Here is a 21,508-nt window from a genome sequence, read left to right on the forward strand (position 1 = left end):
CAACAAGGGACTTACTGAGGAGGGCGATAAAAACAGTGCTCATAATAGAGACTGATTTTATTCATGCGTTGGTTGTTTTGTCGCCGACGCCGGATGATAAGAAAGAGGTTCAATACTAAGAACCCGATAGCAAGAAACAATAATAACGTATTACCGATGTAATATAACATTGTCATTGAATCAGGTAGGCTATGTAAAAATATCTGTAACGTACCATTAGCATCAACAACCATGCCTGTTATTACTCCACCCGTATCAAAAGGGGTATGCAATAAAATATCGGATAAACGTTGTAACTCCCGCCACTGTTCTAACGGCGTGGGTTCAAACACTGAGTTTGAGTTTGACGCGTAATCAACGAGCTGTTTTCTTTCATCACTGATTAATAGCACACCACCTGGTGGCGGACTATTTAACAGTATTGCGGCTTTATCTATTTCTCGATAGATAAAAGAAGATGTGGTGGTGTCGATAAGCTTTTCCAAGGCCTCCGCACTTACTGCACGTAATAAAACATTGGTGCCTGTTAGTTTACCACTCTCAGCACGTTGAACTAATGCACTCCAGTCATTAACGTTACTCAAGTTAACTAACGCCATTTTCAAGCGGATACATTCATTTTCTCGTGGGCATAAATCCTGTGTTTTCAACACAATACCATCGAAATTATCTAAAAGATTCATTCCTGATTTAGTAATGGCTTGACCTAAACTTGGGTTAACTCGGTTATTAGAAACGGGATGAAGCTGCTCTTCAACCATATGTAATAAAGCAGCTGCTTTTTCGATTGTGCTCGACTCAGGCATTGGCATTGGATTGCTGTTATTCCAGTAAATGCCCGAACAATCAAAAGGTGCAAAAATGGTTTTATTATTCTTACTTGATAGATTAGGTGGCATATAACACATACCCACCCCTTTCGCCTGAATAATATCTCCAACATGCAAATCGGTTGTTTCCAATTCGGTAAAATTAGTGACTAAATGAGGTTCTGTATCTTTAAGCCATGAAAAACTGAGTTTCATTGAAAGAGAAAGTGGCTGATAAAGATACAACATGCCAATAATAAATAAGCTCCAAAAAACGAAAATAATATTTTTAATGTACCGTTTATAAGGATAATTTTTTTCTTCGTCATGTAATGAAAGATAACTTCCTTGCTTTATAACATGATGACTAGGATACATTTCTAAATAGGTGACTTTATCAATATCACCTTGAATATAAGGCTCCCAATGAGGTGGATAAATAAGATCAATACCCCCTAAAGAAACATTTTTCACCTGCCCATGATCAAAATTGCCGAAAAGCCCCCAGCGTTTTAAACGTCCTTTAAAACAATGGACTTCTTGCTTACGAGGTTTAATCAAAGGATTGTGAATAAGGAAAATACCGATGGCAAGAAATGAGCTTCCTATCGCTAAGATCCAAGGAAGAAAAACCTGAGGCATCATTAGGGCCGTTAACCATAATGTAAGCCCTATACAAACAAAAGAACCATCCCAAAAGCCAGATGAGTTATGTAATCGGTATTCTTCGTTAGTCTCTTCTCTAATTTGCAGGAGGTGAGCAGCATCACCTTCATTCTTTTGGATCGTGGATGAACCATTTGCCAAGATAGGTTCAGAAAGTTGCTTTAAACTCAGCGCAGAAAAATGAATTTTTTCATCTTTTAAAAAATGTCCATTAACACCAATTACGATGGGGATAGATGGCGTACACACAACATCGAGGACATTTTCTTGTTGAAGATAAGGAACAAGCAGCGGGGGAATATGAATTTCTACAGCATCAATATAGTAACGCCAATGATTTAACCCTTCCGATGAGCCAGCAAAACGGTTAACGATATTTCTTAATGTCGTAACGACTTCGCCTTTAATTGGCATTTCGGGGAAGTTTTGTAATGAATATCCAGAAGAAAAATCAGACGTACCAAAATAAGATAAATAATCACTAATAAGCCCATAGTCATCTGAAGTGAGCTTACGATACGTTGGTTTGGCAAGAGATGGGAGATGATGTGAGTCATCAAGCCGCCTTCTTTTAAAGAATAGAAAGGCGGCCATTATAAATAGGCTTATCATCAAGATAGCCAATATAATGACTGATAATCTCATTTTTTCCCCATGCTTATACTGATGCTGCGTAGTAACAATACCAAATTTAAAACCCTGCCTAACATAAGGCAATTCCTATTCTTTTGTTCTATTTTTTATTTAAATACAATAGATTATATTTTTGTCGGCGCGTTATAATTTATTTATCTTATCAATTTTATATCCACTAACAACGCTATCTTCAGGTAAAATAGCGGATCAATAAATAATAATATTCTCAAAAAATCAATAAATAACTAGGTTTAGTAGCGGAGTGTACTCAATTTTCACTTAAAAGCTAAATCTAATTGTTAGATTTATTTTGTCATTAATGTGTTAAATTCAGGTTAATCTCTATTCTGCCAGGGGCTGTTATGAAAGAACTTAAAAAACCCAATATATTAAACATTGATAACATCGCCCGTTCTCGATTATTTCAGATCCAATCCGTTAATCTGGAGTTCAGTAACGGGGAAAAACGCATTTATGAACGCATGAAACCGGCGAACCGTGAAGCCGTTATGATTGTTCCGATCATTGATGACAACCTTATCCTTATTCGTGAATACGCTGTCGGTATCGAAAATTATGACTTCGGTTTTCCTAAAGGCGCCATTGATCCTGGCGAAAATGCTTTACAAGCAGCAAACCGAGAACTCAAAGAAGAAATTGGTTATGGTGCCCACTCTTTAACAGAAATAGCAAAGCTTTCTATGGCTCCTTCTTATTTTTCCAGCAAAATGAATATCGTCATTGCCCATGATCTTTACCCTGAACAACTGGAAGGCGATGAACCTGAACCACTAATTCAAGTACGTTGGCCTATCGCTAAAATGATGGACTTACTGGATCATCCCGATTTTACTGAAGCACGTAGTGTCAGTGCCCTCTTTCTCGCGCAGCGCTATTTACTGAGTAAATAAATAGATAATAAAAACCGGATTTTTACATCCGGTTTTTATCGATTAATTAGAATAATTCGTTAGATTCGCCATTATCCTCAAAAATCTGTGTTCCCACTTCGCTTTTTGCTCTTTCTGTAGGTTGTGTACCCTCAATAAAATACTCTTTCATTGAAGGACCATCACCGGCGAGTTTGCCCGTTCTTCTATCTATTTGAACAGCAACAACACCTTTTGGTGCTGGCATCATATTCACAGGCACACCATCAAGTGCGACTTTCATAAAGTCATTCCAAATAGGTTGCGCTGTTTTAGCACCTGCTTCACCACCACTGGCCGCGGTACGTCCTAAGTTACGGCTACTATCATCAAAGCCAATCCAAGCGGTACCAACAATATTCGCACCATAACCCGAGAACCATGCATCTTTAGAACTGTTGGTTGTTCCTGTTTTACCACCAATATCTTGGCGTTTTAGATCACGAACGGCTCGCCAACCTGTACCAGACCATCCGGGCTCACCCACAAGGTTTGTTCTTAATGCATCATGCATTAAGTAAGCCAGTGGTGTGCTGATAACGTGTGGTGCGTAAGGGCTTTCTTTAACAGTCTCTGCTAACGGAGCTTGTTCTAATTCAATTTCAGGAGCTGCATCCACAGGCTGTGATTTATTAGATTGAGCAACGTTTTCCATATAGTCATCAGATAGAGCGATAGAACGCATGGTGTCGCCGTAAATAACCGGTATATCTGTACAGTCTGGACATGCTACTTTTGGCTCTGCAGTAAACAGCACTTCACCTTCTGCATTTTCAATACGTTGGATATAGTAAGGTTCAATTAAATATCCACCATTCGCCATTACAGCAAAACCACGTACCATTTGCATTGGTGTAAATGATGGTGATCCTAATGCTAAAGATTCTGTTCTATCGATATTTTGATTAGGGAAACCAAAACGTAAGAGATAATCAGCAGCATAATCCACACCCATTGCGCGCATTGCACGTACCATCACCACGTTTTTAGATTGACCTAATCCTTGACGTAAACGGATAGGACCTGCGTAAGTTGGTGGTGAATTTTTAGGTCGCCAATCAGTACCAGCCCCCGCATCCCAACGACTAATAGGTAAGTCATTAAGTAAGGTAGACAAAGTTAAGCCTTTATCTAATGCGGCAGCATACAAGAAAGGTTTAATATTCGAACCTACTTGGCGTAATGATTGCGAAACACGATTAAATTTACTGATTTCAAAATCAAATCCCCCGACAAGGGCAATAATCCCACCATTTAGAGGATTCAATGCAACAAATGCTGCATTAACACCTGGAAGCTGCGCTAATACCCAATTGTTATCATTATTTTGACGAACCCAGATTTGCTCACCAACATTAACTACTGCATCAACTTTTGTTGGTGTCGCACCTTGAGCAGTATCTGAAATAAACTTACGAGCCCAACGAACTGCTTTTAAATCTAAGGTAATGTTATCGCCATTCTTTAAAACCACTTTCGCTTCTTTAGCATCTGCAGATAACACAACGGCTGGAATCAATGGCCCATAAGTTTGAATTTCTTTTAATTTCTTACTGATCGCATCATTATCCCAAGGCGTTTGCCCTTCACTCCAAAGAACTTCTTGAGCACCGCGATAGCCATGGCGCATATCATAATCAATCACATTGTCGCGTAAGGCTTTTTCTGCTGCTAATTGATCTTTACGAATAACAGTAGTGTAAATTTTATAGCCATCAGTATAAGCATTTTCACCATAGCGCTCATACATCTCCATTCTCACCATTTCAGTGAGGTATGGGGCGGAAAAATCAATTTGAGGTGCATGATATTTCGCCACAATAGGCTCAGCTCTAGCACTTTCATATTGTGCACGAGTGATGTAATTCTCTTCATACATACGCAGTAAAACAACATTACGGCGTTTTAAGGCACGATCGTAAGAATAGAGTGGATTTAGTGTAGAAGGTGCTTTAGGCAAACCAGCAATGACTGCCATTTCATTAAGGCTAAGATCATGCACACTTTTACCAAAGTAAACATAAGCCGCAGCCCCCACACCATAAGCACGGTTACCCAGATAAATTTTATTTAAATACAGCGCTAAAATTTCATCTTTGGTTAACTCTTTTTCAATGCGAATAGCCAAAAAGGCTTCTTTAACTTTTCGCATTAATTTCTTCTCAGGTGTTAAAAAGAAATTTCGTGCTAACTGTTGCGTAATGGTACTTGCACCTTGAGAAGCTTGTCCTGATGTTAATGCGACAACTACCGCACGCGAGATCCCAATGGGGTCGATACCGTGATGCTCACGAAAACGGGTATCTTCGGTTGCGATAAAAGCATTAATTAATTGAGGAGGCATTTCCTCTAGTGTTAGCGGTAAACGACGTTTTTCGCCGTATTGCGCGATTAATTCTCCGTCTGCACTCAAAACCTGCATAGGGGTTTGTAAACGAACATCTTTTAATGTCGCGACATCGGGTAACTGAGGCTCAACATACTTATACATACCGTATATCGAGGCTGCTCCCAAAATTATGCAAGCAAAAACGAAGATGAAAAAATATTTTAAGAACTTCACCTTAAATTTCCCATGTAGTGTGAATTGGGCGGTTTATAAACAAACAGTGCGTAGTATAAAGGTAACGCCTCTTTGAAAATAGGCAATTACTCATCAATAGATATGGATATCATTTATGGAAACACACAATTACCAGATTGGTATTGAAATTAACACTCATCATATCAATGCTGTTTTGGTATTTCAGCAGAATAAACAATGGAAGATCAGCGCATTTTGGCAATTCCCTTTACCTCTCAATGACGATGCAGATGATACAAAATTAAGAAATATCTTAATAAACTGGCGCAAGGATCTCCCTTTTATTAACAATATTACTCTCTCATTACCCGATATTTATGAAAGCTATCAGACTATCCCACTACCACCGCTTATTTCCCTTACATCGGCAGCATGTTATCGGTTAGCACAATTACGAGCCACATCTTACACACAAAATACAAAAAACCCTGTTAATTTTGACTATCGGCAAAATAACGGCAAACTCGCTATTCATTTGTGTCATAAGATCGTATTAGATAAGTACATAACCTTATTTTCCCAAATAAACTTAACACTCTCTGCGATAGATTTGCCCGCGTGTGCACTACGCTATTTAGCCACTTACCTTAATATCTCACCTAAAAACAAACTTATTTACTGTAAAAACAACTCGCTATTTTGGGTTTCATCTGATGATGAAATGCCCCATTACGGCACGCTTCCTTATCAAGACCAGCAAGAACAACAAACCGCTATTTATCAGTTAATAGAGAAATACAATTGGTCTAAAGAACAATGCTATTTTGCTGGCGATAATGCGACACATTTTAGCCATTCAATGCCTCTTTGGCCTGACTTTTCCCATTATTTATTTCAACCAAATACAAGAGAAAACACACTTTCTTTGATCGCTCTTGGTTTAGCATTACGCCCTTGGGAGAAATCATGTATCAAGTAAATTATCTACCTTGGCGCCACAATTTATTTAGAAAAAAAATCTCAATATGGGGTTATCAAACATTAGCTTTTATCACTATCACACTGATAATTTGCGGTTATTACACCTATCACTTAGTGCAAAAGCGAGATACCACCTCAGCATTACACATTCAAATACAGCAACAAGAACAGGATTTGTTCGAACAATTCAACATTTATCAACAACAGAAAAAACAAACCAACTTATACTCTCAGCGCTATTCGCTTTATTATAAAAATTGGTTACGTTATTTACATTACATACGTTTTTTTCAGGCTATTGAAGCTTATCTCCCTGCTTCTGTATGGATAAGTCATTATTCTGATACTGATAATCGCCACTCTTTGGATCTTATTTTACCCAAAACACAATCGCTCTCTTTTATGACCCATTTTAAACACCATCCCATTCTTGCCACCCTATCATTGGATTATTTACAACAAAGCAAAATCTCCCCGTCCTATACTGAAGTGCATTTAACAGGAAAATGGGAAATCGACGAACCGTGGAATAAAAAAGATGTCGAGGAAGTACCATGAAGATAAATGTGCAATGGTTACAATTTGTAGTTTCTCTCGCAATGTGGCAAATAACATTACTGAGCTTAACAATCCCTTTTACTATTTTTCTACTTTACTACTTCTTTATTTATACTGGTTATCAGCAAGAAATAACTCAACAACAAGTGGAAACAACCCAAAGGCTCTCTCGTATTCATCATTATCAAAAGATATTAGAGACGCCACCATCACTTGAATCACTTATTGCACAACAAGCTGATTATCATATTTCATTAAATAATCCATCAACCCCTGAGCAACTACAACACCTACTTATTACTTATCATTTCATCCCTGAAACTTGGGAAAACGCCCCTAATTCGTTATATAAGCTCACTTTTAATTTGTCTTATACTCGCTTATTAACTTTACTCGAACACCTTAATCAAACCGGATTATTACTTATCTCGCTCAATATTATTCCAATAAAAACAGAGTTACTTTCTGTTCAAATCACATTGATGGCACTAAAAGGACTCTCATTAGAACAAGGTGGCATATCATGAAAATATTGGTTTTCTTTATGATGCTATGCATGACAACTTGTGTTTTTGCTCACTTGAGAGATCCATTCTTCCCTGACGTTCCTGATGTCATTAATCATGAAAAGACACTACCAACACCCACTGAAGAACCATGGACAGACACACAGCAAACTGAACAATTACACCATCGACTTTATCCGTTAAATTATGCTGATGCAGATACATTAGCGAAGCAACTTAGCACTTATGCAATCCCATTATTGAGTAAACAAGGCCGGGTTATTGCTGATAGTGACTCTAATAGTCTTTCAATTGTCGATAATGACAAAGCACTTTCTGAAATCGCAGATTGGCTAAAATTAAAAGATACTCCACAACAACAAGTTCATATCACGGCGCATATCGTCAGCAGCAGTCAAGAAGCGTTAAATGAATTAGGTACCCAATGGGGCTTGCAAGCATTAAAAACTACAAATACTGAAGCAATATCAACAATACCTAATACTACGCCGACATCTCCTAACTCTGCTTTATCAATACCTTCACTGTCTGCATTATCACTTCATCAAAATACCAAAAACCCACTTCACTATATTGCCTTTAATATCGCTAGGATTAATGGTCGCCTATTAGAACTTGAGTTAAGTGCATTAGAACAAGAAAAACAGCTATCAATTATTGCAAGTCCAAGACTAACAGCGGCTCATGAGAAAACGGCCTCAATAAAACAAGGAACGGAAATTCCCTATGTCAGCCGAGATAATGAAACCACTCGTGTTCAATTTAAGGAGGCTGTATTAGGGATGGAAGTCACCCCAATTATTCAGAGAAATAAAAAAATAAGGTTAATACTTAAAATCAGTCAAAACACACCTGGTATCGCCCTTGTTCAAGGTGGTAGTGAACACCTTTCTATCGACAAGCAAGAGATCAGTACAGAAGTCACGATTAATGATGGAGAAACCATTATGTTAGGAGGAATATTTCAACAAAAGCAGCAAGAGCATACAGCAAAAATCCCTTTATTATCATCTATCCCATTATTAGGGGTACTTTTTAGCCATAAAAGAGATCAGCACAGTCGCCATGAATTGGTTATTTTTATTACACCCAAATTAATCTAACTTTTTATGTGATAAAAATTTTTTCATCAAAATACAAAGAGTTACCCATTTATTACTAGGATTAAACTGAGAGTTATTCATTGTTTTTTCTTATAATCAGTATTTATAGATTTGACGATGAGGACGATTTAGCTTACAAGGGTTAGCTAATTTGAGTGGACCTGAAACATCACAATGATAATACGGATACATTTTATGCACTTCCTCTATTCTTGGAGGTAGGGCTTTTTATATGTAATATTGATCGCTTGATGACGAAAAAGACAATATTATCAGATGCGGTTTTCCGACTAAATTGTGTTAGAATCTTCGCGTTGCCAACAAAGATGATTACTTTTTTTAGTAGTTTTTGTTATGTACTGTAGGCAAAGGGATTTTTATCCTATGTTGTTGTTTGCAACAGCATGTGGTTATTTTATAGCGATCTACTGAAAGAACTCAGTCTTATTATGAGAGTAGATAACAAATGTTATCAGGTGTGAATTAGATAAACACTCATAAATTTCAGTTTAGGTCCCGTCGCTGAATGAATTTGGCGGGGCGGGTTATCATTAACGAATATCTTAGTAATACCAAAAACATGGCAGAGAAACGTAATATCTTTCTGGTTGGGCCTATGGGTGCCGGCAAAAGCACTATTGGTCGTCAGTTAGCTCAACAACTTAGTATGGAGTTTTATGATTCCGATCAGGAAATTGAGCGGCGTACAGGTGCGGATGTAGGTTGGGTATTTGATGTAGAAGGCGAAGAAGGCTTCCGTCAACGAGAAGAGAAAATAATCAACGAACTCACTGAAAAGCAAGGCATTGTACTCGCTACAGGTGGTGGTTCGGTGAAATCGCGAGAAACCCGTAACAGACTATCTGCACGTGGTGTGGTTGTTTATTTAGAAACAAACATTGAAAAGCAACTCGCTCGAACCCAACGTGATAAAAAACGTCCTTTATTGCAAGGTGTTGAACCTGTGCGTGATGTCCTAGAGACATTAGCTGAAGAACGTAATCCTCTTTATGAAGAGATTGCTGACATCACAATTCATACTGATGATCAGAGTGCAAAAATTGTAGCCAATCAAATAATTGAATTATTAGAACAAAACTAATTCAACTATTTATAAGGTTAAGTAAAGACAATAAGAAGAAGGCCACTGTTATGGAAAAAATCACTGTCACATTAGGTGAAAGAAGCTATCCCATTACCATTGCTTCTGGCCTTTTTCATCAACCTGATACCTTTTTACCATTAAAATCAGGGCAGCAAGTTATGATAGTTACGAATGTAACGCTTGCTCCTCTCTATTTAGAAAAGGTAACAAACACCTTAAAAAAACAAGGTGTTTTGGTTGATAGCGTGATTTTACCTGATGGCGAACAATATAAATCGCTTGAAATCATGAACGATGTCTTTACTGCATTATTAGAAAAAAATCACAATCGAGATACGACACTTATCGCATTAGGCGGAGGTGTTATTGGTGATCTAACTGGTTTTGCGGCAGCAAGTTACCAACGTGGTGTTCGCTTTATCCAAGTTCCTACTACGTTGTTATCACAAGTTGATTCATCTGTTGGCGGAAAAACAGCAGTTAATCACCCTCTTGGCAAGAATATGATTGGTGCTTTTTACCAACCAGCTTCTGTCATCATTGATCTCGATTGCCTTGCCACATTACCACCTCGTGAACTTTCATCTGGTTTAGCTGAAGTTATAAAATATGGCATCATTTTAGATAAAGACTTCTTTATCTGGCTTGAAAATAATATTGATAAACTTTTGGCGCTTGACCCTAAAGCTATGGCTTTTTGCATCCGTCGTTGCTGTGAGCTAAAAGCTGAAGTTGTCGCCGCAGATGAAAAAGAAACCAGTGGCTTACGTGCATTACTCAATCTAGGCCATACTTATGGGCACGCTATTGAAGCTCATATGGGATATGGTGTTTGGTTGCATGGTGAAGCGGTTGCAGCAGGTATGGTAATGGCGGCAAGAACCTCTCAAGCCCTTGGTCAATTTACCGAAGAAGAAACACAACGTGTTATTCAATTACTTGAGAAAGCAAATCTCCCCGTCAATGGCCCTGTAGAAATGACACCTGATGACTATTTACCTCATATGATGAGAGATAAAAAGGTTTCTGGTGGCAAACTGCACCTCGTTTTACCAAAAGGCATCGGTCAATCTGAATTACGTGCGGATATTTCTCGCGAACAAGTCCACAAAGCGATAACATCTTGCATTAATGCAAATTAAGCTCCCCATTACCTGACTAGAAGTAAACCAGAATGCCTACTTAAGGATAATTCTGGTTAATATTGTCAAATGCAACGTTTCAGAAAAAGCGTTTCATCCTTATACTATGAGGTAATGGCTAAGGCTGAATAGAATATTTTTCGCTTTTTGACGCTCTGACGGAGGGCATAATGGACGAGTTCAAACCTGATAATGAAATTAAGGGTGATAATTCACTCAAACCTGATACATCGGATAGACCTGAACGTCGAACCAACCGACCTCGTAGCAACCCATTAAAAAATGCACGCTTCTCTGTATCCCGTCAACAGATGATGATTGGTGTAGGTGTCCTAGTGCTTATTCTGTTAATTATTGCAATCAGCTCTGCATTAAAATCACCAGAAACAACTGAACCTACGTCACCAACTGGAACAGAAAGAAATATCGATCTGTCTCAACAACCGTCATCCGTTACACCTACAGAAAATGGTCAGCCATCAACACCTCAAGCTATTTCTGGACAAGAAATCCAATCAGTGACACCCCCTTCACAAAATTTACCACCTATGATTGATTCACAAGGTCAACGTGTTGAGATCCCTGGTGATATTGTTGATTCTTTAAATCAACAACAAGCAGGTATAAACCAAGTGACTGGTCAACAGCAGCAATTAAATTCACAACAACCAAAACCAGTACAGCCAGCGACACAGCCACCAGCAACCAAGCCAGTGCAACCAGTACAAAAACCTGCTGAAGTAAAAACACCGCCAACAAAGCCGGTAACACCTCCAGCAACAACACAATCTAAACCCGCTACTAAACCGGTTGTTTCAGGCTCATTATCTGCTGGCAATTTAAGTTCTATTCCAGCTTCAAATTATACATTGCAATTAAGTGGTGCAAGTCGCCAAGATACCTTAGAAGCTTTCGCTAAAAAGAACCTCAATGGAAACTACGCTATCTATAAAACTCAGCGTAATGGTAACCCTTGGTATGTACTCATCTATGGTAACTATCGTAATATAAGCGAAGCTAAACAGGCTGTTTCTTCATTACCTGCACCGGTACAAGCGAAACAACCTTGGGTTAGACCGATGAAACATGTTCATCAGGATCTAAAAAAATAATTAAGACGAGGTTCACCGCTGATATGCTGTCTGAAACAGAGTACAATCGGCGACTCTGAAACGATTGAGAAATTTGGACGGCATGAAAAAAAAGCGCGCATTCCTAAAATGGGCTGGTGGTAAGTATCCTTTGGTAGATGACATTAAACGTCATCTGCCTGAAGGTAACTGTTTAATTGAACCTTTTATGGGTGCTGGTTCTGTTTTTTTAAATACAGAATACGATTCATATATTCTTGCCGACATAAATAGTGATCTAATTCATCTCTATAATACGGTAAAGCGACATCCTGAAAAATTTATGAAGGATGCTCGCTTGTTATTTACCCCTCAAATGAATATCGCAGAGGAATTTTATCAACTACGACAAGAGTTTAATCGCTCAACTGATCCTTATCAGCGTAGTGTTCTATTTCTCTATCTTAACCGTCATTGCTACAATGGGTTATGTCGTTATAATTCCAAAGGTGAATATAACGTCCCTTTTGGCCGTTACAAAAAACCTTATTTTCCTGAAACAGAGTTAATTTGGTTTTCTGAAAAAGCACAAAAAGCTAAATTTGTTTGCCAAAGCTATTCATCAACCATGACAAATGCAGAAAAAGGTGCCGTCATTTATTGTGATCCGCCTTATGCGCCATTATCACCAACTGCAAATTTCACGTCATACCATACAAATAGCTTTAGTTTTCAAGAGCAGGAACATCTGGCTCAACTTGCCTCAATGCTGGCTTACGAGAGACAGATACCCGTGTTAATATCAAATCATGAGACTGCGTTAACAAAAGAGTGGTATGTAGACGCAAAAGAGCTACACAGTGTGAAAGTCAGAAGAACAATCAGTAGCAACACACTTGGTCGTAGCAAAGTGAACGAATTACTTGCCTTATATAAATAATCGTTAACACCTCCCGACAATGGGAGTGTTGTCAGGAGAATGCGATGAAAGATTTTCTGATTGCCCCTTCTATTTTATCTGCTGATTTTGCACGCCTTGGTGAAGATACTGAAAAAGTACTTGCTGCGGGTGCTGACGTTGTCCACTTTGATGTCATGGATAACCATTATGTTCCAAATCTGACGTTTGGCGCACCGATATGCAAAGCCTTACGTAACTATGGAATTACTGCACCTATTGATGTTCATTTAATGGTAAAGCCCGTTGATCGCATCATCCCTGATTTTGCAGAAGCAGGCGCAACTTATATTTCATTTCATGCAGAAGCCAGTGACCACGTTGACCGTACCATTCAATTAATCAAAGATTGTGGTTGTAAAGCAGGCTTAGTGCTTAATCCAGCAACCCCATTAAACTATCTCGACTATGTTATGGATAAATTAGATCTTATCCTGCTGATGTCTGTTAACCCAGGTTTTGGTGGCCAATCATTTATTCCTAACACTCTCGATAAATTACGCCAAGTTCGTAAGATGATTGATGATGGTGGTTATGACATTCGTTTAGAAATTGATGGCGGTGTCAAAGTCGATAATATTGCTGAAATTGCCCAAGCGGGTGCAGATATGTTTGTTGCTGGCTCTGCTATTTTCAATCAGCCTGACTATAAACATGTTATCGACAATATGCGCCGTGAATTAAAGAAGGTATCGTAATGACAGATAAAAAACTCAAAGGTATCCGTGCTATCGCCTTTGATCTCGATGGCACACTCACCGACAGCGCAGTAGGGCTTACAGAAGCAACAGATTACGCATTAAAAGCAAAAGGCTTTCCTCCTGCTGGAAAACATAACGTCACTATCTGGGTGGGTAATGGCGTTGATATGCTACTTACGCGTGCTTTGCATAATGCTGGCGTTGAGGATGTCACTGAAACCTTATTAAAAGAGATGCGTGATCTTTTTGATGAACATTATGCAACTTCCGTCAAAACAGGCAGTGATTTATTCCCGCACGTTAAAGAAACGCTTGAAGTATTAGCTTCACATAATATTCCATTAGGTATCGTCACCAATAAACCGTCACCATTTATCGCTCCACTATTACAGCAACTGGAAATTGATAAGTATTTTTCCTTAGTGCTAGGAGGAGACGATGTTAAAGAAAAAAAACCGCATCCAGCACCATTATATTTAACAATGGGTACATTTGGTGTTAAAAAGGAAGAACTCCTTTTTGTTGGGGATTCTCGCAACGATATTATTGCAGCACAAGAGGCACAATGCCCTTGCGTAGGTTTAACCTATGGCTATAACTACGGCGTATCTATCGCAGATAGCAAACCTGATTATACTCTTGATAATTTTGCTGATTTGCTTTCAATCCTCGACATCACGCCAATGACAACTGTGGAATAGAACTAACATGACGACTTCAGTAGAAAAAAAGGCAAAAAAACCAATTGTATTCAGTGGTGCACAGCCTTCTGGTGAGTTAACTATCGGAAACTATATGGGTGCATTACGTCAATGGGTACAAATGCAAGATGATTATGACTGCATTTACTGTATCGTTGACCAGCACGCCATTACAGTTCGTCAAGATCCAAAAGAATTAAGAAAAAGAACGCTAGATACGCTGGCACTCTATCTTGCTTGCGGTATTGATCCAGAAAAAAGCACCATTTTTGTTCAGTCACATGTTCCACAACATGCTCAATTAAGCTGGGCACTCAATTGTTACACCTATTTTGGTGAATTGAGCCGTATGACTCAATTTAAAGATAAATCAGCCCGTCATGCTGAAAATATTAACGCCGGATTATTTGATTATCCTGTATTAATGGCAGCAGATATTCTTATTTATCAAACAAATCAAGTTCCTGTTGGTATTGACCAAAAACAACATCTTGAATTAAGTCGTGATATTGCTCAGCGTTTTAACGCTATTTATGGCGATATCTTCACTGTACCAGATCCTTTTATTCCAAAAGGTGGTGCGCGTGTTATGGCATTACAAGATCCAACTAAAAAAATGTCTAAGTCTGATGATAACCGTAATAACGTTATCGCATTGCTTGAAGATCCAAAAGCGGCAGCTAAAAAAATCAAACGTGCAATGACTGACTCAGAAGAGCCACCTCGTGTTATTTACGATCTTGAAAATAAAGCGGGTGTATCTAACTTATTGGATATTTTAGCGGGTGTAACAGGTAAAACTATTCCTGAATTAGAAGCTGAATTTGAAGGCCAAATGTACGGTCATCTAAAAGGCGCTGTCGCAGATGCGGTCTCTGAAATGCTAACCAACATTCAAGAACGATTTAACACATTCCGTAATGATGATGCTCTACTTAATAAAATAATGAAAGAAGGTGCAGATAAAGCTAAAGCTCGCGCTCAAGCAACCTTAGACAAGGTTTATGACGCAATCGGGTTTATTGCTCATCCGTGATTTTCTTTTAATACATAAAAAACACCTCTCCTATTTTTAGAGAGGTGTTTTTTTTATTCCTTAAATAACCGCCGATTAAAACTCTCAATGGTTTGATTTTGCATTCTTAACTGCATAGTCTTACTCCAACTCGCAGATAACCCTGCGGCACTTAATAGACGACGATAAAGTTCTTCATCAAAGGGCATATGAAAAGCAATTGAAATCGCCTCTTTAACAGAGACATCACTGTTTCTTGAAACCAAGACAAGAGGATGATGACTACCTGTTTCTCCTGTACTCACAACACGATATAACCAACCACAATAGCCACTATCTTGCATAATTTGCGAAAAGTTACTGACTTCAGTCACTGTATTAAGTTTATAACAAGGAGAGCGAGGTTGTGTGACTTGGATAAAAGCATTTCCCCATTGGTAAATATCACCAATAAAAACATTTTCTTCAGTCATGCCGGTTGTTGAGATATTTTCACCAAATGCTGGAGCATGAAGAAAATCAGTCAATTGTGGGAATTGCTCAGCCCAATAACGATAGTGTTCTTTAGGATAGTGACAAAGTGCGCGATCAGGGCCACCGTGAAAACTCTTTTCTGCTTGCTCATCACCTTCTAATCCCAGCGAAGTGAGTTTGATATGACCGTCCACCAGCCTTTTAGTGATCGCACTGGTAAATCCATTAGATGTTGTTGTGATGTTGCCGATAAAAACACTAGGAAAATAACGCATGGCTCACTACCTAAACAGAAAACAATGACCCATAGTAAAGAGAGTGTTCAAAATAAACAATGCCGACAATTGTCGGCATTTAAAATAGAACAGAAATGATCAATTCAATTATGCTTTGCTTTGAAAACGTTTTTGCGCTTCATCCCAGTTCACAACTGACCAGAACGCTTTGATATAATCAGGGCGACGGTTTTGATATTTCAAATAATAAGCATGTTCCCATACATCTAATCCAACAATTGGATAGCCAGATGCACCAGCTAACTCTTCACCCATTAATGGGCTATCTTGGTTGGCTGTAGAAACAACGGCTAACTTACCATCCTCTTTTAATACCAGCCATGCCCAGCCTGAACCAAAACGGCTAGCTGCTGCTTTTTCAAATAACTCTTTAAAAGCATCAACACTACCAAAATCGCGTTCAATCGCCTCTTTTAGTGAACCTTGTAATTGAGTTCCTAATTTTAAACCTTTCCAAAATAAAGAGTGATTTGAGTGGCCACCCGCATTATTACGTAAGAATGTACGTTGATCTGCAGGCACTTTATGAAGGTTTTTAACTAGCTCATCAATATCTAAGCCAGCAAGTTCAGGTAATTTTTCTAATGCAGTATTGGTATTATTTACATAAGTTTGATGATGCTTAGTATGGTGAATTTCCATTGTACGCTCATCAAAATGAGGTTCTAACGCATCATAAGCATAAGGCAGTGCAGGTAATGTATAGCTCATATTAATCTCCAGTGCTGTTTTATCTTGGATCACATCATGTGATTTATCTTTTCATTTCATTATAGTGAAAAAAACGTTAATGAAAATCATTATCATATCCATATTATTTTTGTGGTTTTTTTATTCAGCACTCGTTAATTAATTTTCACAGTATATTGTTTTAATTTAAAAGCCTTTTATTAAATAATAATTCTATTAAACAAGATAAATACAGCTAAATAATGCACACCTTGCTTTAGCACTAATTGAACATTCCATGAAAAGCATTTCCATTAATTCGTGATCTTCTGCGCAAAAAAGAAACAATTTTAATTCCCCCTCTTTTGTTAACGACTTTTTGACATAGTATTAACAATAGTGAGGAGAACTATTATGACAAAAATAAACCAACATCATATTCCTGCAAGCATTGCAGAACATGCCCTGATCAATAAAGAGCAATACCAAAAAGACTATGAATTATCTATCAAAAACCCTGAGGCCTTTTGGGCAGATAAAGGGAAGATTGTTGACTGGATAAAACCATATACTGTGGTAAAAAACACTTCATTTGACCCAGGCCACGTACGCATTCGCTGGTTTGAAGATGGACAGCTAAACATCAGCCAAAACTGCCTTGATCGCCACCTTAAAACACGGGGTGATCAAACTGCAATTATTTGGGAAGGTGACTCACCTAATGAGTCGAAAAAAATCACTTACCGACAACTCCACCAAGATGTTTGCCAATTCGCTAATGTATTAAAAAATCTAGGAATTAAAAAAGGCGATGTTGTGGCGATTTATATGCCGATGGTACCTGAAGCAGCAGTTGCTATGCTCGCTTGTACTCGTATTGGTGCAATCCACTCTGTTATTTTTGGTGGTTTCTCACCAGAAGCCGTTGCTGGTCGTATCATTGATTCGAAAGCCAAATTAGTTATCACTGCTGATGAAGGCTTGCGCGCAGGCCGTGCTATCCCTCTAAAGAAAAATGTCGATGATGCATTAAATCACGCGGATATTCCGCCGATTAATCATGTTGTTGTACTTCGCCGAACAGGAAATACAGAACAATGGATTGAAGGTCGTGATATTTGGTGGGATGAAATTATTCAAGGTGTAAGTACTGAGTGTGATGTAGAAGTTATGGATGCTGAAGATCCACTCTTTATTCTGTACACATCGGGTTCAACAGGTAAACCTAAAGGTGTGTTACATACCACTGGAGGCTATCTTGTTTATGCTTCAATGACGTTTAAATACACCTTTGATTATCATGAAGGTGATATTTATTGGTGTACTGCTGACGTAGGTTGGGTAACAGGGCATAGCTACTTACTGTATGGCCCGCTTTCAAATGGTGCAACAACAGTCATGTTTGAAGGTGTACCTAATTACCCAGCAGTTAACCGTATGGCTCAAATCGTTGATAAGCACCAAATCAATATTCTCTACACAGCCCCTACCGCAATTCGTGCGTTAATGGCTGAAGGCGATAAAGCGATTGAAGGAACTCAACGCACCTCTCTACGCATTCTTGGCTCTGTAGGTGAGCCTATTAATCCGGAAGCTTGGGAGTGGTTCTATCAGAAAATGGGACGTAGCCAATGCCCGATTGTTGATACATGGTGGCAAACAGAAACCGGTGGTTTCATGATAACTCCATTGCCGGGAGCTATGGATCTAAAACCAGGTTCAGCAACACGCCCTTTCTTCGGCGTTCAACCTGCTATTGTCGACAATATGGGAGAAGTACAACAAGGAGCTTGTGAAGGTAACTTAGTGATTACTGATTCTTGGCCAGGTCAAGCAAGAACACTTTTTGGTGATCACGATCGGTTTGAACAAACTTACTTCTCAACCTTTAAAGGTATGTATTTCTCTGGTGATGGTGCTCGCCGTGATGAAGATGGTGATTATTGGATAACAGGACGTGTTGATGATGTCTTGAATATTTCAGGCCACCGTTTAGGAACAGCAGAAATAGAATCTGCCCTCGTCGCTCACCCTAAGATTGCTGAAGCCGCAGTAGTGGGTATTCCTCATAATATTAAAGGACAGGCTATTTATGCTTATGTCACGTTAAATCATGGTGAAGAGCCAACGCCTGAGCTTTATACAGAAGTCCGTAACTGGGTACGTAAAGAAATAGGACCAATTGCAACACCAGATATTCTTCACTGGACAGATTCTTTACCCAAAACGCGCTCGGGGAAAATTATGCGCCGTATCTTGCGTAAAATTGCCTCTGGTGACACAACTAACCTCGGAGATACCTCAACACTCGCCGATCCAGGTGTTGTAGAGAAACTGTTAGAAGAAAAACAGTCTCTATCACTTACTGCTTAACACAGCAATATAACTGTCATTTAAAAACGTGATACGACAATGCAAAGGCATGAAAATGCCTTTGCTAGGCTCTCTTACCTGAAAATCATGGAATGCGGGGGATTTAAGCCTCTAAATCAAGTGATCAACCAAACAATTATATAGAGGAGAACTCTGATGAATGCCAATATTTATCAAGAGATAGAAAATAACCCTCGCTTTAAAGAACTGGTTAAAAAACGTAGTCGTTTTTCATGGACACTTTCAATTATTACACTCGTTATGTATGTTTCATTTATCTTACTTATCGCCTTCTATCCACAATGGCTAGGAACTCCCTTGTATGAGGGTAGCTACATTACACGAGGTATTCCTATTGGCATCGGGTTAATTATTGCTTCATTTTTATTAACTGGTATTTACGTTGTAAAAGCCAATACAGTGTTCGACAAACTGACAAACGAGATTATTGAAGAGGTAGAAAAATGAGCAAATTACTCTACACAATAAGCCTATTTCTCCTCTCTTCAACCGTTGTTTATGCTGCTGCAATAACAGAAGGTGGTGAGAAACAACCGATGAATATTCAGGCTATTATTATGTTTCTGATATTTGTTGGATTAACACTTTATATCACTTATTGGGCCTCTAAACGTACTCGTTCACGTTCAGACTATTATACAGCTGGAGGAAAAATAACAGGATTTCAAAATGGGATGGCTATTGCAGGCGATTTTATGTCAGCAGCATCCTTTTTAGGGATTTCCGCTCTCGTTTATACTTCTGGTTACGATGGTCTGATTTATTCAATAGGATTCCTCATCGGCTGGCCGATTATTCTTTTTATTATTGCTGAACGTTTACGTAATTTAGGACGTTATACCTTTGCTGATGTTGTTTCTTACCGATTAAGCCCTAAACCGATTAGAACACTCTCTGCTATAGGCTCTTTAGTAGTGGTGGCTCTTTATCTGATTGCACAAATGGTCGGCGCAGGAAAGCTAATCGAGCTACTTTTTGGCTTGAACTATCATATTGCTGTGGTACTCGTTGGTATTCTCATGGTGTTGTATGTGTTATTTGGTGGCATGTTAGCAACGACTTGGGTACAAATCATCAAAGCTATTTTATTACTCGCTGGTGCAAGTTTTATGGCTGTTATGGTCATGAAAACGGTAGATTTTAATTTCAACACTTTATTTAAAGAAGCTGTAAATGTGCATTCAAAAGGCTCCTCAATTATGAGCCCAGGAGGCTTAGTCTCTGATCCTATTTCTGCACTTTCTTTAGGTCTTGCATTAATGTTTGGTACCGCAGGGCTCCCTCATATCATCATGCGCTTCTTTACGGTTAGTGATGCCAAAGAAGCCCGTAAGAGTGTCTTCTATGCAACAGGTTTTATCGGCTATTTCTATATTCTTACTTTTATCATTGGTTTCGGCGCTATCCTACTCGTTAGCCCTAATCCTATGTTCAAAGATGCCGCTGGCGCTCTAATTGGCGGCACAAACATGGCAGCAGTTCATCTTGCTGATGCTGTTGGGGGTAATTTCTTCCTTGGTTTTATCTCTGCGGTTGCTTTTGCCACTATATTAGCTGTTGTTGCAGGGTTGACTTTAGCTGGTGCTTCCGCGGTTTCTCATGATCTTTATGCTAACGTAATTAAAAATGGTCATGCAGATGAACGTAAAGAGCTTAATGTATCTAAAGTAACTGTTGTAATATTGGGGATAGTCGCTATAGGTTTAGGGATACTATTTGAAAAGCAAAACATTGCCTTTATGGTAGGACTCGCTTTCTCAATAGCCGCAAGCTGTAACTTCCCAATCATTTTGCTATCAATGTATTGGAAAGGACTAACAACACGTGGCGCTGTAGCTGGGGGATGGTCTGGTTTATTAATAGCCGTAACATTAATGATCTTAGGGCCAACAATTTGGGTCAGCATTTTAGGTCATGAAAAACCTATCTATCCTTATGAATATCCAGCATTATTTTCAATGGTAGTTGCTTTTGTTGTTTCATGGTTTTTTTCAATTACAGATAAATCATCTTTAGGTGAGCAAGAAAAAGTGAAGTTTCAAGCACAATTTATTCGCTCTCAAATTGGCTTAGGAATTGAACAAGGCAAAGATCACTAAGAGTCATAAAACCCACTGATAATTTACGATAAAAGTGCTCATTCTTTTATAATAAAGAAGGGCACTTTTATTTTATTGCTATACAATCCAAATATATTTATCCCCTTTACTTATTTAGAATAAATCTAATTTTTAAATACATATCTATACG

The 21,508-nt window shown here is 38.6% G+C and carries 19 protein-coding genes; 15 read left to right on the top strand and 4 right to left on the bottom strand.

Features of this window, described 5'->3' with window-relative positions; translation table 11 throughout:
• Window positions 1-11: 11 nt before the first annotated feature.
• The gene (umoB, locus tag LW139_RS20110) at window positions 12-2,120 is read right to left on the bottom strand and encodes a flagellar biogenesis regulator UmoB (protein ID WP_109409946.1); all 2,109 of its coding nucleotides are present in this window, start codon (window positions 2,118-2,120) and stop codon (window positions 12-14) included.
• A gap of 353 nt (window positions 2,121-2,473) precedes the next feature.
• Here umoB and nudE point away from each other — a divergent pair, with 353 nt between their 5' ends.
• On the top strand, window positions 2,474-3,022 hold the full coding sequence (gene nudE, locus LW139_RS20115) for an ADP compounds hydrolase NudE (protein ID WP_166540443.1): 549 nt from the start codon (window positions 2,474-2,476) through the stop codon (window positions 3,020-3,022).
• Between the two features lie 46 nt (window positions 3,023-3,068).
• Here nudE and mrcA read toward each other — a convergent pair whose 3' ends face one another.
• Complete coding sequence (gene mrcA / locus LW139_RS20120; protein ID WP_166540442.1) at window positions 3,069-5,603, bottom strand: peptidoglycan glycosyltransferase/peptidoglycan DD-transpeptidase MrcA; 2,535 nt, start codon at window positions 5,601-5,603, stop codon at window positions 3,069-3,071.
• 115 nt (window positions 5,604-5,718) lie between these two features.
• On the opposite strand from mrcA, the gene LW139_RS20125 reads away from it, so the two are divergent.
• From LW139_RS20125 to trpS, 11 genes are all read left to right on the top strand, one after another.
• On the top strand, window positions 5,719-6,543 hold the full coding sequence (locus LW139_RS20125) for a hypothetical protein (RefSeq protein ID WP_109409943.1): 825 nt from the start codon (window positions 5,719-5,721) through the stop codon (window positions 6,541-6,543).
• On the top strand, window positions 6,531-7,103 hold the full coding sequence (locus tag LW139_RS20130) for a PilN domain-containing protein (RefSeq protein WP_247850438.1): 573 nt from the start codon (window positions 6,531-6,533) through the stop codon (window positions 7,101-7,103). Before LW139_RS20125 ends, LW139_RS20130 begins: the two co-directional genes overlap by 13 nt.
• Window positions 7,100-7,630 carry a hypothetical protein gene (locus LW139_RS20135; protein ID WP_227336203.1) on the top strand — a complete coding sequence of 177 codons (531 nt, stop codon included), beginning with the start codon at window positions 7,100-7,102 and terminating at the stop codon, window positions 7,628-7,630. The genes LW139_RS20130 and LW139_RS20135 overlap by 4 nt, the downstream gene beginning before the upstream one ends.
• Complete coding sequence (gene pilQ, locus LW139_RS20140) at window positions 7,627-8,733, top strand: type IV pilus secretin PilQ (RefSeq protein WP_227336204.1); 1,107 nt, start codon at window positions 7,627-7,629, stop codon at window positions 8,731-8,733. Before LW139_RS20135 ends, pilQ begins: the two co-directional genes overlap by 4 nt.
• Before the next feature lie 580 nt (window positions 8,734-9,313).
• Entirely contained in the window at window positions 9,314-9,835 is a 522-nt protein-coding gene (gene aroK, locus LW139_RS20145) for a shikimate kinase AroK (RefSeq protein WP_036914409.1), read from the top strand.
• A gap of 50 nt (window positions 9,836-9,885) precedes the next feature.
• Window positions 9,886-10,980 carry a 3-dehydroquinate synthase gene (aroB, locus tag LW139_RS20150; protein ID WP_166540437.1) on the top strand — a complete coding sequence of 365 codons (1,095 nt, stop codon included), beginning with the start codon at window positions 9,886-9,888 and terminating at the stop codon, window positions 10,978-10,980.
• Between the two features lie 170 nt (window positions 10,981-11,150).
• Complete coding sequence (locus LW139_RS20155; protein ID WP_166540436.1) at window positions 11,151-12,092, top strand: SPOR domain-containing protein; 942 nt, start codon at window positions 11,151-11,153, stop codon at window positions 12,090-12,092.
• An 82-nt stretch (window positions 12,093-12,174) separates the two neighbouring features.
• The gene (dam, locus tag LW139_RS20160; RefSeq protein ID WP_166540435.1) at window positions 12,175-12,990 is read left to right on the top strand and encodes an adenine-specific DNA-methyltransferase; all 816 of its coding nucleotides are present in this window, start codon (window positions 12,175-12,177) and stop codon (window positions 12,988-12,990) included.
• Window positions 12,991-13,034: 44 nt separating this feature from the next.
• Window positions 13,035-13,706, top strand: coding sequence for a ribulose-phosphate 3-epimerase (gene rpe / locus LW139_RS20165; RefSeq protein ID WP_006534381.1), 672 nt, complete (start codon window positions 13,035-13,037; stop codon window positions 13,704-13,706).
• Window positions 13,706-14,410 (top strand): phosphoglycolate phosphatase, encoded by a 705-nt coding sequence (locus tag LW139_RS20170; protein WP_109409936.1) that lies wholly within the window; start codon window positions 13,706-13,708, stop codon window positions 14,408-14,410. The genes rpe and LW139_RS20170 overlap by 1 nt, the downstream gene beginning before the upstream one ends.
• Window positions 14,411-14,417: 7 nt before the next feature.
• Window positions 14,418-15,446 carry a tryptophan--tRNA ligase gene (trpS, locus tag LW139_RS20175; protein ID WP_109409935.1) on the top strand — a complete coding sequence of 343 codons (1,029 nt, stop codon included), beginning with the start codon at window positions 14,418-14,420 and terminating at the stop codon, window positions 15,444-15,446.
• Window positions 15,447-15,499: 53 nt separating this feature from the next.
• Here trpS and yiiM read toward each other — a convergent pair whose 3' ends face one another.
• A complete protein-coding gene (gene yiiM / locus LW139_RS20180) occupies window positions 15,500-16,174 on the bottom strand; it encodes a 6-hydroxyaminopurine reductase (protein WP_166540433.1) in 675 nt (224 codons plus the stop codon).
• Window positions 16,175-16,282: 108 nt separating this feature from the next.
• Complete coding sequence (gene sodA, locus LW139_RS20185) at window positions 16,283-16,906, bottom strand: superoxide dismutase [Mn] (protein WP_166540432.1); 624 nt, start codon at window positions 16,904-16,906, stop codon at window positions 16,283-16,285.
• Window positions 16,907-17,278: 372 nt separating this feature from the next.
• Between sodA and acs the strand changes: the two genes are divergently transcribed.
• From acs to LW139_RS20200, 3 genes are all read left to right on the top strand, one after another.
• A complete protein-coding gene (acs, locus tag LW139_RS20190) occupies window positions 17,279-19,237 on the top strand; it encodes an acetate--CoA ligase (RefSeq protein ID WP_109410227.1) in 1,959 nt (652 codons plus the stop codon).
• Window positions 19,238-19,393: 156 nt separating this feature from the next.
• Window positions 19,394-19,705, top strand: a complete 312-nt coding sequence (locus LW139_RS20195) for a DUF485 domain-containing protein (RefSeq protein ID WP_109410228.1) — start codon at window positions 19,394-19,396, stop codon at window positions 19,703-19,705.
• On the top strand, window positions 19,702-21,357 hold the full coding sequence (locus LW139_RS20200; RefSeq protein ID WP_247850439.1) for a cation acetate symporter: 1,656 nt from the start codon (window positions 19,702-19,704) through the stop codon (window positions 21,355-21,357). Before LW139_RS20195 ends, LW139_RS20200 begins: the two co-directional genes overlap by 4 nt.
• Window positions 21,358-21,508 lie beyond the last annotated feature (151 nt).

Origin of the sequence: Proteus vulgaris (assembly GCF_023100685.1) — a bacterium.
GTDB lineage: Bacteria > Pseudomonadota > Gammaproteobacteria > Enterobacterales > Enterobacteriaceae > Proteus.

Coding starts and splice junctions, on each gene's coding strand:
- yiiM (WP_166540433.1), bottom strand. CDS start 16,174: ATGCGTTATTTTCCTAGTGTTTTTATCGGCAACATCACAACAACATCT.
- pilQ (WP_227336204.1), top strand. CDS start 7,627: ATGAAAATATTGGTTTTCTTTATGATGCTATGCATGACAACTTGTGTT.
- LW139_RS20125 (WP_109409943.1), top strand. CDS start 5,719: ATGGAAACACACAATTACCAGATTGGTATTGAAATTAACACTCATCAT.
- acs (WP_109410227.1), top strand. CDS start 17,279: ATGACAAAAATAAACCAACATCATATTCCTGCAAGCATTGCAGAACAT.
- nudE (WP_166540443.1), top strand. CDS start 2,474: ATGAAAGAACTTAAAAAACCCAATATATTAAACATTGATAACATCGCC.
- aroK (WP_036914409.1), top strand. CDS start 9,314: ATGGCAGAGAAACGTAATATCTTTCTGGTTGGGCCTATGGGTGCCGGC.
- aroB (WP_166540437.1), top strand. CDS start 9,886: ATGGAAAAAATCACTGTCACATTAGGTGAAAGAAGCTATCCCATTACC.
- LW139_RS20195 (WP_109410228.1), top strand. CDS start 19,394: ATGAATGCCAATATTTATCAAGAGATAGAAAATAACCCTCGCTTTAAA.
- dam (WP_166540435.1), top strand. CDS start 12,175: ATGAAAAAAAAGCGCGCATTCCTAAAATGGGCTGGTGGTAAGTATCCT.
- LW139_RS20170 (WP_109409936.1), top strand. CDS start 13,706: ATGACAGATAAAAAACTCAAAGGTATCCGTGCTATCGCCTTTGATCTC.
- rpe (WP_006534381.1), top strand. CDS start 13,035: ATGAAAGATTTTCTGATTGCCCCTTCTATTTTATCTGCTGATTTTGCA.
- LW139_RS20135 (WP_227336203.1), top strand. CDS start 7,100: ATGAAGATAAATGTGCAATGGTTACAATTTGTAGTTTCTCTCGCAATG.
- LW139_RS20155 (WP_166540436.1), top strand. CDS start 11,151: ATGGACGAGTTCAAACCTGATAATGAAATTAAGGGTGATAATTCACTC.
- trpS (WP_109409935.1), top strand. CDS start 14,418: ATGACGACTTCAGTAGAAAAAAAGGCAAAAAAACCAATTGTATTCAGT.
- umoB (WP_109409946.1), bottom strand. CDS start 2,120: ATGAGATTATCAGTCATTATATTGGCTATCTTGATGATAAGCCTATTT.
- LW139_RS20200 (WP_247850439.1), top strand. CDS start 19,702: ATGAGCAAATTACTCTACACAATAAGCCTATTTCTCCTCTCTTCAACC.
- sodA (WP_166540432.1), bottom strand. CDS start 16,906: ATGAGCTATACATTACCTGCACTGCCTTATGCTTATGATGCGTTAGAA.
- LW139_RS20130 (WP_247850438.1), top strand. CDS start 6,531: ATGTATCAAGTAAATTATCTACCTTGGCGCCACAATTTATTTAGAAAA.